Genomic DNA, 12,488 nt, shown 5'->3' with positions numbered 1-12,488 from the left:
TTAGGCGCTGGCCCAAGGGCTTGTCGTGCATTGTGCACGACGGCAAAGGGGGGATCGTGCAGGATGCTGCCTCAAGGTCGCGGCGTTTGTTTATAACTATATGATTTTATTGGATTTTATCTGAAAAAAAAATTGGCATGCGCTCTGCAATATACCTCTTACGCAGGGTTGGACAGGCTACACGCCACCCCAACCGCAATAAACATAAAGACAGTGTCGGAGGAGTCTCGGGATGAATCGCCAACTTGCCGCCCCATTGCATATTTCGTCGCTGCATGTTCAGCAAGGGCTTTTCGCTCTCCTCGCGTTGCTGGTCACCCTGGTCGTTGGCCAAGCGTTCATGCGTTGGACCCAACCGACCGTCGAGCATCAGCGCGTGTTCTTCCAGGCTCCCGTTCAAACCCATTTCAGCGCCATCGGCAGCGCGTCGGCTTCGGGTGACCGTGTCGCCTACAGTCTGACGCCGGTGGAGCAAGCCGATTCGCTCGGCGACCTGCCTCGTCAGGATCGTTGGGTGTTCTAGGCAACACGCATGGGCCGGTCGGCCAGATGCGGTCATACGCAGTAAAAGGCAAAAAGCCGAAAATCGCAGGATCAAGATAAGGAGAATCATCATGCTGAGTTGGGCCATTACATTCCTGATCATTGCCATTGTCGCCGCAGTACTGGGCTTCGGTGGTATCGCTGGCACCGCGACAGGTATCGCCAAGATTCTCTTTGTCGTGTTCCTGGTGATGTTCGTGGCTTCGTTCCTGTTCGGTCGTCGCGGTCGAGGCTGAGTATGTTCAAGCCAACCCTGAAGGTCGTGGCCGCTGCCCTGCTGTTGGGCGGTGGCGCCACGGCCCTGGCGGCCAACGATGGTCAGGCCCGGGCCAACGAGCTGTTGAGTTCGGCCCCGGAGTATCGTGAGGCCTGGCAGAAAGTGGTGGAAAAGGAAGAGCGTCTGCCTGAATGGGTGATGAACCTGTCGGGCAGCGCCGAACAGATGAATGCGGTCGAGGAAGACGGCGACCCCTATCTGGTCGGAGCTCTGTGCGAAACCGCAGACAGTTGCCGCAACAAGCGGCTGATCGTCGCCTTCAGTCTCGATAAGGAACATGCCTACGCCATGCTGGTGGAGGTCCCGGCGGGGTTGCCGGCCGACAAGTCGCCGACTCGGCACGCCGATTACCGTTTTCTCGGTAAACCCGACGAAAGCATGCAGGCGCTACTGAAGGAGCAACTGAAAAAGGATCCGAACTGGTACTGAGTTCGCGGATTGAAAGAGCAGAAGCTCGTCGTGAGCTTCTACCCCTGAAGCGCCCGAAGACGGCGAATGCATGACCAGGGGGCCGGGATGCTTTGATTGTTACAGGATCGGAGCGACCTACGGGTACAGGGAGTGCCTGCGCAAGGGCCGGGTCAGGTGAAGGCGGCAGTTGGCAAGTCGGGTGGCGGTCCTCTCGATTGGTCGCTGCTGCCGACTTATGTCATTAGGGCATTAAGTGCGGATTAGTATCGAATTCAATGTCCCTTCGACCGTATATCCAGAAAAACCTTTTCCCCAGACGCTTGTCCAAGCAGCTTTTTGTAAGGTTTTTCGACAATTTCTCGATTGTTTTACTCTCCCTCCCGCTGATACGAATTGCTCTGTGATGGCCGGATTATGGCCATCGCGGCGGCAGAAATGCCTTGTTTTTCATGCCCGGAATGAACCGATTGTCCGACAAAGATTATGCCGATTCGGCATAGGGTAGACGGTTATGGCATTAGACGGCCCTCCCCTGCGCCGCAATAGTTGCGCCTTTTTTCGCCAACCAGCGAGCTTTCGGCTCGCTCGTGGTGACCTTCCATGGAGGGCTGATGGGGACTTCCTGCGCGCCTGGCGTGCGGGCAGGACGCGTCGGCCCGAGTCCACTTGAAGTAAGGGTAATGACATGAAGAAGGCAAAGCTCAGCCTCGCCTGGCAGATCCTCATCGGTCTGGTACTGGGGATTGCACTCGGGGCGCTGCTCAACCATTTCAGTGCCGAGAAGGCCTGGTGGATCAGCAACGTGCTGCAACCAGCGGGTGATATCTTCATCCGCCTGATCAAGATGATCGTGATCCCGATTGTCATTTCCTCGTTGGTGGTCGGCATCGCCGGTGTCGGCGATGCGAAGCAGTTGGGGCGCATCGGTCTCAAGACCATTCTCTATTTCGAGATCGTCACCACCATCGCCATTCTCGTCGGTCTGGTGCTGGCCAACGTGTTTCACCCGGGCTCGGGCATCGACATGAGCACCCTGGGCACCGTGGACATCTCCAAGTACAAAGCCACCGCCGCCGAAGTCCAGCATGAGCATGCGTTCATCGAGACCATCCTCAACCTGATCCCCTCGAACATCATTGCCGCCATGTCGCGTGGTGAGATGCTGCCGATCATCTTCTTCTCGGTGATTTTCGGCCTTGGCCTGTCGAGCCTGCAGGCCGAACTGCGTGATCCGCTGGTGAAGATGTTCCAGGGCGTCTCGGAAACCATGTTCAAGGTCACCCACATGATCATGAACTACGCGCCAATCGGCGTGTTCGCCCTGATCGCGGTGACTGTGGCCAACTTCGGCTTCGCTTCGCTGCTGCCGCTGGCCAAGCTGGTGGTGCTGGTCTATGTCGCGGTTATCCTGTTCGCCTTTGTCGTGCTTGGCCTGATCGCCCGCCTGTTCGGCTTCTCGGTGATCAGGCTGATGCGTATCTTCAAGGACGAGCTGATTCTGGCCTACTCCACCGCCAGCTCGGAAACCGCCTTGCCGCGAATCATCGAGAAGATGGAAGCCTATGGTGCGCCAAAGGCCATCTGCAGCTTCGTGGTACCGACCGGCTACTCGTTCAACCTTGACGGTTCGACCCTGTATCAGAGTATCGCGGCGATCTTCATTGCCCAGTTGTACGGCATCGACATGCCCATCAGCCAGCAATTGCTGCTGGTCGTGACCCTGATGGTCACCTCCAAGGGCATCGCCGGTGTCCCGGGCGTTTCCTTCGTGGTGCTGCTGGCGACTCTGGGCAGCGTCGGTATTCCGCTGGAGGGCCTGGCCTTCATCGCCGGTGTCGACCGCATCATGGACATGGCGCGTACCGCCCTGAACGTGATCGGCAATGCCCTGGCAGCCCTGGTCATCGCTCGTTGGGAAGGCCTGTACGACGATGCCAAGGGCGAGCGCTACTGGAACTCGCTGCCGCACTGGCGCAGCAAGGCCTGATCGCACTCTCCTCGACAAACCCCGGACTTTCCGGGGTTTGTTGTTTCTGGCCCGCCCGTTATCATTCGCCGCATCTTCCAGGAGTTTTCCCGATGCTCAATGGCCTGTGGCTTGGCTTTTTCGTGGTGGCGACCGTCTCGGCGCTGGCGCAATGGCTGGTGGGTGGCAACCACGCAATCTTCGCCAGCATGGTCGAAAGCATCTTTGCCATGGCCAAGCTGTCGGTGGACGTCATGGTCCTGCTGTTCGGTACCCTGACCCTCTGGCTCGGCTTCCTGCGCATCGCTGAAAAGGCCGGGATCGTCGATTGGCTGGCCAAGGCCCTCGGGCCGCTGTTCAGCCGCTTGATGCCGGAGGTGCCCCGAGGCCATCCGGCCATCGGCCTGATCACCCTCAATTTTGCCGCCAACGGCCTGGGGCTGGACAACGCCGCCACGCCGATCGGCCTCAAGGCCATGCGTGCCTTGCAGGAGCTCAATCCGAGCCAGACCGTGGCAAGCAACGCGCAGATCCTGTTCCTGGTGCTCAACGCCTCGTCGCTGACCCTGCTGCCGGTGACCATCTTCATGTACCGCGCCCAGCAGGGCGCGCCGGACCCGACCCTGGTGTTCCTGCCGATCCTGCTGGCGACCAGCGCCTCGACCCTGGTCGGCCTGTTGTCGGTGGCGGTGATGCAACGCCTGCGCTTGTGGGATCCGGTGGTGCTGGCCTATCTGGTTCCGGGGGCATTGATCCTCGGTGGTTTCATGGCGGTGCTGGCCGGGTTGTCGGCCACGGCGCTGGCCAGCTTGTCGTCGATCCTTGGCAACCTGACGCTGTTCGGCCTGATCATGCTGTTCCTGGTGATCGGCGCCCTGCGCAAGGTGAAGGTCTACGAGGCCTTTGTCGAAGGCGCGAAGGAAGGTTTCGACGTGGCGAAGAACCTGCTGCCGTACCTGGTGGCGATGCTCTGTGCCATCGGCGTGCTGCGCGCTTCCGGGGCGCTGGACTTTGGCCTCGACGGTATTCGCCACCTGGTGCAGTGGGCCGGTTGGGACACGCGCTTCGTCGATGCGTTGCCGACGGCGATGGTCAAGCCGTTCTCCGGCAGTGCCGCCCGCGCGATGCTGATCGAAACCATGAAGAGCCAGGGCGTGGACAGCTTCCCGGCCTTGGCGGCGGCGACCATCCAGGGCAGCACCGAGACCACCTTCTATGTGCTGGCGGTGTATTTCGGCGCGGTGAACATCCAGCGTGCCCGCCATGCGGTGGGCTGTGCCCTGCTGGCGGAGCTGGCCGGCGTGGTGGCGGCGATCGCGGTGTGCTACTGGTTCTTTGGCTGATCCCTGCCGTTAAGCGGGGCTTTGTGATGAGCGGGCAAGTCCGCTCACCACAAAGCCCTCAGTGACCAAAACCTCAGTTTTTAGCCGCCGCCTCGCCCTGCTGCACGGCCCAACCAATCACCTGCCCCGTCAGCTTGTCCCCGGCTTGGCCAAAGCCGGCCACCACCGCAGGCACCTGCTTGTCGCTCAACGGCTGGCGCACTTCGAAGCGGCGGCTGGCGAGAATCCGTTGGTCGCTGTCGCGCACCAGGCGCGCATCGAAGCGGATCACCACCTCGGCGTCCTGCCCGTGATACTCGCTCTGGAATGCCTGCAATTCACCGCCCAGTTCGAAGTCCGCCCGCAGGTTGCTGTCGTCGGTACTCAACAGGCGCACCCGGCCGTCACGCTGGAACGCATCGAGGATGCGGTTGCGCAGCAGCACCGGGGCCGGGTCGCTCCAGCGCGAAGCCTTGTAGTGACTGATCAGGTTGCCCTGGGGGATGACGGCGATATCCGGACTGTTCAGGGCTTCGCCGGCAATCGGCTTGGCGATGCGCAACGACCATTCGACCGTCTGGCCGGCAGGTGCCGCCGAACTGTTCTGCGCGGTTGGCAGCCGATAGACGTCCATCGGCTCGGCTTCGGGCAGGATCGAGCAGGCGCTGCCCAGGGCCAGGCCGGCGATCAGGGTCAGGTGGCTCAGGACGCGATGGGCAAGCCTCATGGAGTGAATTCCTTGTTCTTGTCACGGCCCAGCAGGTAGCCGCTGGGGTTGGCGTTCAAACGTTGCGAGACGGTCCGCAGGCTGCCCAGGGTGTCGCGCAGTTCGCGGATCGCCGGGCCCAGTTCGTTGAGCCCTTGCAGGCCGCTGTTGACCGAGTCCTGGTTGTTGGCGAGCAGCTTGTTGAGGGTCGCGCTGCTCTGCTCCAGCGACTGCATGGCCCGCTCGGCGTTGCCCAGGGCCTGGGTGCCCTGCTTGTCGAGCAGGTTGTTGGCGTTGCGCATCAGTTGCGAGGTCTGCTCCAGGGTGCCGCTGACTTGCTTGCTGACCTGGGTCATCTGCTGCAGCACCTGACGAATGTCGTCGCGCTGGCTGGCGATGGCGCCGGTGGTCTGCTGCAGGTTGTTCAGGGTCTTGCTGACGTTCTCGACGTTTTCTGTGGAGAACAGTGCGTTGGCATTGTGCAGCAGCACGTTGATGCTGCTCATCAGGTCACTGCTGTCGCTGAGCAGGCGGGAAATCGGCGACGGGCTGGCGATGATTTCCGGCAGCTTGCCGTCCTTGCCCTTGAGTTCGGCACTCTGCGGCGTACCGCCGCTGAGCTGGATCAGCGAGGTGCCGGTGATCCCGGTCAGGGCCAGCTTGGCGCTGGTGTCTTCCTTGATCGGGGTGTCGCCAGCCAGGCGGATGCGCGCCAGAACCCGGCGCGGGTCCTTGGGGTCGAGGCTCAGTTGCAGCACGTCACCGACCTTGATCCCGCTGTACTGCACCGGGCTGCCGCGGGACAAGCCGCTGACCGCCTCGTTGAAGACCACTTCGTAGTCCTTGAACGCGGTGTCGACACTGGACTTGGCCAGCCACAGGCCGAAGCCCAGTGCAGCGAGCACCACCAGTACGCTGAACAGGCCGATCATCACATGATGGGCACGGGTTTCCATCTCATCCCTCCTTGAGCGGTGTGGCCGCAGCGTAGGCCGCACGGCCTCGTGGGCCGTGGAAGTATTCATGAATCCAGGGGTCGTCGGTTTCGGCGACCTGTTCGATGGCGTCTGCCACCAGGACGCGTTTCTGTGCCAGTACCGCGACCCGGTCGGTGATGGTGTAGAGGGTGTCGAGGTCATGGGTGATCAGGAATACGCTCAAGCCAAGGGCGTCGCGCAGGGTCAGGATCAGTTGGTCGAAGGCGGCGGCACCGATCGGGTCGAGGCCGGCGGTCGGCTCGTCGAGGAACAGGATATCCGGGTCCAGAGCCAGGGCACGGGCCAGCGCGGCACGCTTGATCATGCCGCCGGACAGCGATGCCGGGTACTTGTTGGCGGCCGACAACGGCAAGCCGGCCAACGCCAGTTTCACGCAGGCCAGGTGCTCGGCGTCGGCACGGCTGAGGCCGGCGTGCTCGATCAGCGGCAGGGCGACGTTCTCGACCACGGTCAGGGAAGAAAACAGCGCACCCTGCTGAAACAGCACGCCAAAGCGTCGCTCGATCTGTGAGCGTGCCCGTTCCGACAGGCTTGGCAGGTCCTGGCCGAACACCCGCACCTGGCCGTCGCTGGGCTGGCGCAGGCCGATGATGCTGCGCATCAGCACCGACTTGCCGGTGCCGGAGCCGCCGACCACCGCCATGATCTCGCCCTTGTACAGGTCGAGGTCGAGGTGTTCGTGCACGCTCTGCGGGCCGAAGCGGTTGCACAGCCCGCGAACCTGGATCACCGCCTCGCTGGGCGGTCGTGCTACCCGGCTCACCAGCCCATCTCCATGAAGAACAGGGCGGCGATGGCGTCGAGCACGATGACGATAAAGATCGACTGGACCACGCTGGAGGTGGTGTGGGCACCGACCGACTCGGCGCTGCCGCTGACCTTGAAGCCTTCCAGGCAACCCACGGCGGCGATCAGGAAGGCGAAGAACGGCGCTTTCACCAGGCCGACCAGAAAATGCTGGATGCCGATATCGGCCTGCAGCAGTGACAGGAACATCGCCGGCGAGATCCCCAGCGACAGCGCGCAGACCACGCCGCCGCCGACGATCCCGCAGATCATGGCGAGGAAGGTCAGCATCGGCAGCGCGATCAGCAACGCGAGCACCCGTGGCAGCACCAGCAGTTCCATGGGGTCCAGGCCGATGGTGCGGATGGCGTCGATTTCCTCGTTGGCCTTCATCGAACCGATCTGTGCGGTAAAGGCACTGGCGGTACGACCGGCCATCAGGATCGCGGTCAGCAGCACGCCGAATTCACGCAGGAAGGAGAACGCCACCAGGTCCACGGTAAAGATACTGGCGCCAAAACTGGCCAATACCGTCGCGCCGAGAAACGCCACCACGGCACCGACCAGGAAGGTCAGTAAGGCGATGATCGGCGCGGCGTCGAGGCCGGTCTGCTCGATATGCGCGACCATTGGTGTGAGCCGCCAGCGTGAGGGCCGGAACAGACCGCGTGCGAGGGTTTCGAGGATCAGGCCGATGAAGCCCAGTAACTGCTGGGTGTCCTTCCAGACCTGGTCCACGGCCCGGCCGATCCGTTCGAGCAGTTGCAGGCCGGCGGCCTGCTCCGGTTCCTTGACCGGTTCGCAGAAGTCGGTCAGCGAGCAGTAGACGGTCTGCAGCAGCGCGCGGTCAGCGGCGGACAGGTGTTCGCTGTGCTCGGCCAGTTGACCGAGACGCTGGGCGCCCAGCAGTTCCACCAGCAGCGAGGCTCCGGCGGTGTCGAGGGCGCCCAACTGGTCCAGGTCGATGGTGGTGCTGGCGTCATAGTGACCGAGCAGCGCGGTGCTGCAGCGCTTCAAGGCGTTGTAATGGGCCAGCGTCCAGTCGCCGCTGATCTGCAGGCGCGCGGGTGTCGTCGAGGTGTCCAACTGGGCGTTGCCGGCCATCGTGCTGATGATCATGAGCTTCCGGGCTTAACAGACATTTGCGCAAACCACTGTAATAGCACGATAGGCCGGACCATCACTAGGACCCTTGTGCGGTCTTTGCCGGGTCGGTGATTTCGAAACGCAGCACGCCAAGCATCTGCCCATCTTCGGTCAGCACCCGTACCAGCCAGCTGCCGCTCGGGTCGGCGGGGAAATTCTGCTTGTGGGTCCAGGCGCGGTAACCCTCCTTGCGCCCGCCGTGGATGTCCAGGGCGATCCGGTCGACTTCCTGGCCGTTGAATTCCCAGACGTGGTAGATCCGTTCATCCAGGCCGCGTGGCGCATTGATCGAGGTGTAGGCGTAGAGCCCGCCGCCGCGTACCTGGGCAGCGTCGACCTGTTCGAGACTGGCGCCGGGGGTGCGATCCTGCAGGTGTGTGGTCACCGCGACCTCGGTCATCCACAGGGTCGCCGGTGGCACCCAGGAGCGCAGCAGCCAGCCGGCACCGCCGATGGTCAGGGTGACGCTGACCAGCATCAGCCAGCCCCGCACGCTGCGCAGCGGCAGGCTCACCGCCAGGCTCGGGACCGACAACAGCAGCGCGGTGCCCAGGGCCAGCTTGTAGCTCTGGGCGGTGGTCAGGTGCAGGATGATCGGCAGTGCGGTGAGCATCGCGGCGAACAGCGTCAGGGTATGCAGGCCGAGCAGCAGCCAGCGTTTGGGGGCCAGCCATTTGTAGTACAGCGGGTCGGTGATCGACACCAGTGCGGCGGCGCCGAGCAGGCTGGTGAAAATCAGTTGGCCGCTGTTCCAGGTCGTGGTGATGAAGAAGAACGGCAGGACGAAGAACAGGCTTTCCTGATGGATCAGTTGTGTTGCGTAGCGCAGCAGCGGCTCGGGAATCTCGCGCTTGAACAGCCGGCTGAACAGTTGGGTCAGGGTGTTTTCCAGCATCAGCCAGATCCAGCTCAGCAACAGCACGATGGCAATCAGGCTGGCCTTGCTCTGCTGGCGATCGACGAGGATGAAGCTGGCGATCCCCGAGCAGAAACCGAAGGCGGCAATCGCTCCAGGGTAACGCTTCATCAATTCGAGGACGCGTTGGATGAGGAGGGTCAGCTTGGGCATTCGGCGGTTCACAGGACTGGCGGGTGAAATAGCCCGATACAATACCGTTTTTGCAGGGCCTTATGGGATAAAGCCGATCTGTTGTTGGTGGGCTTGAGGGCCTGTTCGCGGCGGTCCGGGGTGCCGAACCGCCGCGAACAGGCCCCGGAGGCTAGCGCCGCCGCCAGGCCCGCCAACCCAACGGGATCAGGATCAGCAACGCCAACAGCCCCGCGCCCAGCCACATCAGTTGGTCATAGCTGAACAACGGCTTTTCGATCCGCAGATAACCCGGTTGCGCGAACAGCTTGCGCATCGCCTTGTCGGCATCCTTGAGCGTTACCGCCTGCAGGGCCTTGGCCGGGTTGCTGAAATGGCCGTCCTCATAATCGCCCAGGGCGCCCCAGTAGTAGTCGGCCAATGCACTGTTGCCCTGCACCGCCCAGGCCTGGCGGGCGATCGCGGCCTGCTGCAGGCGGGTAAAGGTGGCCGGGTCGAGGCCGTCCTTGAGCAACCGGGCCTTCAAGTCGGCCAGTACCTGCTTGGCCTGTTCGAGATTGTCCCGTTCGACATCGGCATTGAGGCTCAGGAAACCGACGCCGCCGAGCACTTCACGCTCGCTCCAGGGGCCGTAGGACAGGCTGTGCTCCAGGCGCAACTGGCGATAGAGCGCCCAGTCCAGGTAATCCTTGAGCAAGTCGACAGCGGCATCGGGCTGGTCTTCCTGCACCGGCTCGGGAAACAGCCAGTGGATTTTCGCGCCGTTGCCGACCCAGCCACGGGTCAGGTTGCGCTGTGCGGCGCCATGGTGAAGGATCTGCGGCAACGGCAGATGGGCGTTGGGCTCGACCGGCTGCAGTGCGCCGAAGGCCCGGTCCAGATAGGCCGGCAGCAGGCGATCGAGTTCGCCGACCATGATCAGGGTCATGTTGTTCGGTGCGTACCAGTTCTTGCGCAACGCTTCGAGCTGCGCCCGGGTCAGGTGGCCGACGCCGGCGTGCTCACGGCACTTGAGGCCCAGTTCCTCGGCCAACTGGTCGCTGCTGCGATGGCCGCCCTGCGGTATGTCCAGCCAGCGCTGCAGGTGCGAGTAATGTCCGCCGTCCTCGCGTTCGACCACCTGCTTGGCGGCGGCGATATCGGCATCGCTGAACCGGGTTTGGGTCAGCACGGCGAGCAGCAGGTCGAGAATCTTGCGCTGGTTGGCCGCCGGCGCCTCGATCACGAACGTGGTGTCGGCGTCGCTGGTGTAGGCGTTCCACTCGCCGCCCAAGGCCTGCATGCGTTCTTCCAGGCCGCCTTCGCCACTGGCATCGATGCCGCTGAACAGCAGGTGTTCGAGCAGGTGCGGCAGTTCCTTGTCGGCACAGGCGAAATCGTCGAAACCGACCCCTACCACCAGCCGGATAGACACGTGCCCACGTTCGCTGCCCGGCTTGAGCAGCAGTTGCAGGCCATTGGGTAGTTGGTAGCCCTCGACCTGGAAACGATCAAGGGCTTGGGCGGGGACGAGCGTGAACAACAGACAAACGAACAGCAGGCAACGCATAACCAATTTCCGCGGACGGGTTCCTACGCACAGACAACGGTCGAACCGTGGACGTTCAAGGCGAGTGGGTGATATCGGCTGTTTCTTCCGAGGCCAGCGCCCCGGTCTCGGAGGTCTCCAGGACTACGTAGGCGCTGCTGCAGAATAACGAATTCAGCCGTTTCATGTCGGCTATCAGTTCCAGATGCAGGGAGCTAGTCTCGATACTCTGTACGATCTTTTTCTGCAGGCGGCTGACATGGGCGTGGGCCAGGCGCCGTTCCTGGGCGCGGAAACGGCGTTTTTCCCGCAATAACTGACGGGCGCTTTCCGGGTCGGCACTGAGAAACACCGACAGGCCCAGGCGCAGGTTGTCGATCAACTGACGGTGCAGGCCGGCCAGCTCTTCCAGGCCATCCTCGGAAAATGAGCGGCGTTTGTCGGTCTTCTGCTGCTGGACCTTGCGCAGCATGCGTTCGATCAGATCGGCCGCCAGTTTCAGGTTGATCGACAGCTCGATGATTTCCGCCCAGCGCCGGCTGTCCTGCTCGCCGAGGTCTTCGCGGGGCATCTGCGCCAGGTAGAGCTTGACCGCGTTGTAGAGCACTTCGACGTCATCGCTCAGACGGCGCATCTCGATGGCGATGGCGGTCTGCTGGCCGCGCAGCACCGACAACACGGCGTCTAGCATGTTGTCGATCAGGTCGCCGAGGCGCAGGGTCTCGCGGGCGGCGTTGGACAGCGCCAGGCCCGGCGTGTCGAGGGCCGCCGGGTCGAGGTGGCGCGGTTTGAGCTTGCCGTTGGTCTCCGGGCGTTCCGGCAGCAGCCAGGCGCACAGCCGCGCCATCGGCCCGACGCTGGGCAGCAGGACCAGGCAACGCACGGTGTTGTAGAGCAGATGGAAGCCGATGACCATTTCCTGTGGGCTGAAGTCCAGGTCGTCGAGCCAGTCCACCAGCGGGGTCAGCACCGGAATGATCAGCAGCAGGCCGATAAGCTTGTACAACAGGCTGCCGAGCGCCACCTGGCGTCCGGCGGCGTTCTGCATGCTGGTACTGAGAAACGCCAGGACGCCACTACCGATATTCGCGCCGATCACCAGGCCGATGGCCACCGGCAGGCCGATCACCCCGGCGCCGGCGAGGGTGGCTGTCAGCAGCACGGCGGCGAGGCTGGAGTAGGAAATCATGGCGAACAGGGCCCCGATCAGGGCATCGAGCAGGATGTCGCCGGTCAACGAGGCGAACACCACCTTCACACCCTGGGCATGGGTGATCGGTGCGGCGGCTTCGACGATCAGTTGCAGGGCGAGGATGATCAGCCCCAGGCCGATACCGACGCGGCCGAGCTGACCGGCACGGGTCTGCTTGCGCGAGAGAAAGAAAATCACGCCGAGGAAAATCAGCAGCGGCGACAGCCAGGACAGGTCGAAGGTCAGCACCCGGGCCATCAGTGCGGTGCCGACATCGGCGCCGAGCATGGTCGCCAGGGCCGGGGTCAGTGCCATCAGCCCCTGGCCGACGAAAGAGGTCACCAGCATCGCCGTGGCGTTGCTGCTCTGCACCAGGGCCGTGACCAGGATGCCGGCGACGAAGGCCAGCGGCCGCCTGGCCATGTTCTGACCGATCACCTGGCGCAGGTTGGAGCCGTAGACCCGCAGGATGCCGGTGCGGACGATATGCGTGCCCCAGATCAGCAGGGTCACGGCGGAAAGCAGATTGAGCAGGGTCAGCATGGAGGGTCCCCTGGGTGCTGGT

The 12,488-nt window shown here is 63.0% G+C and carries 12 protein-coding genes; 5 read left to right on the top strand and 7 right to left on the bottom strand.

Going from position 1 to position 12,488, the window contains the following annotated elements; genetic code table 11:
* Nucleotides 1-232: 232 nt before the first annotated feature.
* The 5 genes from BLU37_RS06825 (at nucleotide 233) to BLU37_RS06805 (ending at nucleotide 4,540) form a co-directional block, all read left to right on the top strand.
* On the top strand, nucleotides 233-523 hold the full coding sequence (locus BLU37_RS06825; protein WP_010451710.1) for a hypothetical protein: 291 nt from the start codon (nucleotides 233-235) through the stop codon (nucleotides 521-523).
* A 91-nt stretch (nucleotides 524-614) separates the two neighbouring features.
* Nucleotides 615-779, top strand: a complete 165-nt coding sequence (locus BLU37_RS06820) for a DUF1328 domain-containing protein (RefSeq protein WP_010451712.1) — start codon at nucleotides 615-617, stop codon at nucleotides 777-779.
* A gap of 2 nt (nucleotides 780-781) precedes the next feature.
* Nucleotides 782-1,249 (top strand): inhibitor of vertebrate lysozyme family protein, encoded by a 468-nt coding sequence (locus BLU37_RS06815; protein WP_090203433.1) that lies wholly within the window; start codon nucleotides 782-784, stop codon nucleotides 1,247-1,249.
* Between the two features lie 667 nt (nucleotides 1,250-1,916).
* Nucleotides 1,917-3,218, top strand: coding sequence for a glutamate/aspartate:proton symporter GltP (gene gltP, locus BLU37_RS06810; RefSeq protein ID WP_090203430.1), 1,302 nt, complete (start codon nucleotides 1,917-1,919; stop codon nucleotides 3,216-3,218).
* 92 nt (nucleotides 3,219-3,310) lie between these two features.
* Nucleotides 3,311-4,540, top strand: a complete 1,230-nt coding sequence (locus BLU37_RS06805; RefSeq protein ID WP_010451718.1) for a nucleoside recognition domain-containing protein — start codon at nucleotides 3,311-3,313, stop codon at nucleotides 4,538-4,540.
* Nucleotides 4,541-4,613: 73 nt separating this feature from the next.
* Here BLU37_RS06805 and BLU37_RS06800 read toward each other — a convergent pair whose 3' ends face one another.
* The 7 genes from BLU37_RS06800 to BLU37_RS06770 form a co-directional block, all read right to left on the bottom strand.
* The gene (locus BLU37_RS06800; protein WP_010451720.1) at nucleotides 4,614-5,246 is read right to left on the bottom strand and encodes an ABC-type transport auxiliary lipoprotein family protein; all 633 of its coding nucleotides are present in this window, start codon (nucleotides 5,244-5,246) and stop codon (nucleotides 4,614-4,616) included.
* The gene (locus BLU37_RS06795) at nucleotides 5,243-6,181 is read right to left on the bottom strand and encodes an MlaD family protein (RefSeq protein ID WP_090203427.1); all 939 of its coding nucleotides are present in this window, start codon (nucleotides 6,179-6,181) and stop codon (nucleotides 5,243-5,245) included. The genes BLU37_RS06800 and BLU37_RS06795 overlap by 4 nt, the downstream gene beginning before the upstream one ends.
* A gap of 1 nt (nucleotide 6,182) precedes the next feature.
* Nucleotides 6,183-6,986: an ABC transporter ATP-binding protein gene (locus BLU37_RS06790; protein WP_090203424.1), complete on the bottom strand. Its 804-nt coding sequence runs from the start codon at nucleotides 6,984-6,986 to the stop codon at nucleotides 6,183-6,185.
* Nucleotides 6,983-8,128 carry an ABC transporter permease gene (locus tag BLU37_RS06785; protein WP_090203421.1) on the bottom strand — a complete coding sequence of 382 codons (1,146 nt, stop codon included), beginning with the start codon at nucleotides 8,126-8,128 and terminating at the stop codon, nucleotides 6,983-6,985. The genes BLU37_RS06790 and BLU37_RS06785 overlap by 4 nt, the downstream gene beginning before the upstream one ends.
* A gap of 64 nt (nucleotides 8,129-8,192) precedes the next feature.
* A complete protein-coding gene (locus BLU37_RS06780) occupies nucleotides 8,193-9,224 on the bottom strand; it encodes a DUF5924 family protein (protein ID WP_010451728.1) in 1,032 nt (343 codons plus the stop codon).
* Nucleotides 9,225-9,375: 151 nt separating this feature from the next.
* Nucleotides 9,376-10,752 (bottom strand): M16 family metallopeptidase, encoded by a 1,377-nt coding sequence (locus BLU37_RS06775; protein WP_090203419.1) that lies wholly within the window; start codon nucleotides 10,750-10,752, stop codon nucleotides 9,376-9,378.
* A gap of 55 nt (nucleotides 10,753-10,807) precedes the next feature.
* Nucleotides 10,808-12,466 carry a Na/Pi cotransporter family protein gene (locus tag BLU37_RS06770; RefSeq protein ID WP_090203416.1) on the bottom strand — a complete coding sequence of 553 codons (1,659 nt, stop codon included), beginning with the start codon at nucleotides 12,464-12,466 and terminating at the stop codon, nucleotides 10,808-10,810.
* Nucleotides 12,467-12,488: the final 22 nt, after the last annotated feature.

Source organism: Pseudomonas asplenii (assembly GCF_900105475.1).
GTDB lineage: Bacteria > Pseudomonadota > Gammaproteobacteria > Pseudomonadales > Pseudomonadaceae > Aquipseudomonas > Aquipseudomonas asplenii.
Note: the sequence above shows the minus strand (reverse complement) of the source record. Positions and strands in the feature narration are given on the sequence as shown.